Genomic DNA, 683 nt, shown 5'->3' with positions numbered 1-683 from the left:
CCGCCTCGTCGTCGTCGCCCTGACCGGCGCCGGCCGCATCCCCGACCACGTGGTCCTCGTCCCCCTCGGCCGGAACCAGAGGTTCGCGGAACGAGATGTCCACCTGGACCGGACCCGGGTCACCCGGGGCGGTCGCGGTGAGGATCGCGCGGCCGATCGCGCTACGCCAGTGGCGGTGTTCGGCGTCGGGGTCGCCGGCCGCGCCGAGTTCGACGACGGCGCGGGCGTGCGGGCCGAACAGCCCGACCTGGTCGATGGTCTGGTTGGCGCCGGTCCCCCGCAGTTCGGGAGGACGGTTGGCGGTCAGCGCGAGGATCGGCACGCCCGAGTGCGCGGCCTCGACCATCGCCGGATGGAGATTGGCCACCGCGGTTCCGGAGGTCACGACGACGGGGACCGGTCGCCTGGCCCCCACGGCCAACCCCAGTGCCGTGAACGCCGCCGCGCGTTCGTCGATCCGCACGTGTAACCGCAGGTGGCCGGTCCGCTCGGCCGCCGCGAGCGCGAGCGCCAGCGGAGCACTGCGCGAACCCGGGCACAGCACCGCGTCGGTGATCCCGTGACGGATCAACTCGTCGACGACGACGCGGGCCTGCGCGGTGCTGGGGTTGCTCGCGCGGGGTGTGTTCGGGGCGGACCGGCTGGGGTTCATCGCCCTCAGCCTAGGGTGTGTCTCCCAATCG

General features: G+C 73.8%; 1 protein-coding gene. It reads right to left on the bottom strand.

What is annotated here, in order from left to right; translation table 11 throughout:
- Positions 1-652, bottom strand: a 652-nt coding sequence (locus H483_RS35225; protein ID WP_017838095.1) for a thiamine pyrophosphate-binding protein, incomplete at its 3' end; no start/stop codon positions are given.
- Positions 653-683: the final 31 nt, after the last annotated feature.

The organism is Dietzia sp. UCD-THP, assembly GCF_000349585.1.
GTDB classification, from domain to species: domain Bacteria; phylum Actinomycetota; class Actinomycetes; order Mycobacteriales; family Mycobacteriaceae; genus Dietzia; species Dietzia natronolimnaea_A.
Note: the sequence above shows the minus strand (reverse complement) of the source record. Positions and strands in the feature narration are given on the sequence as shown.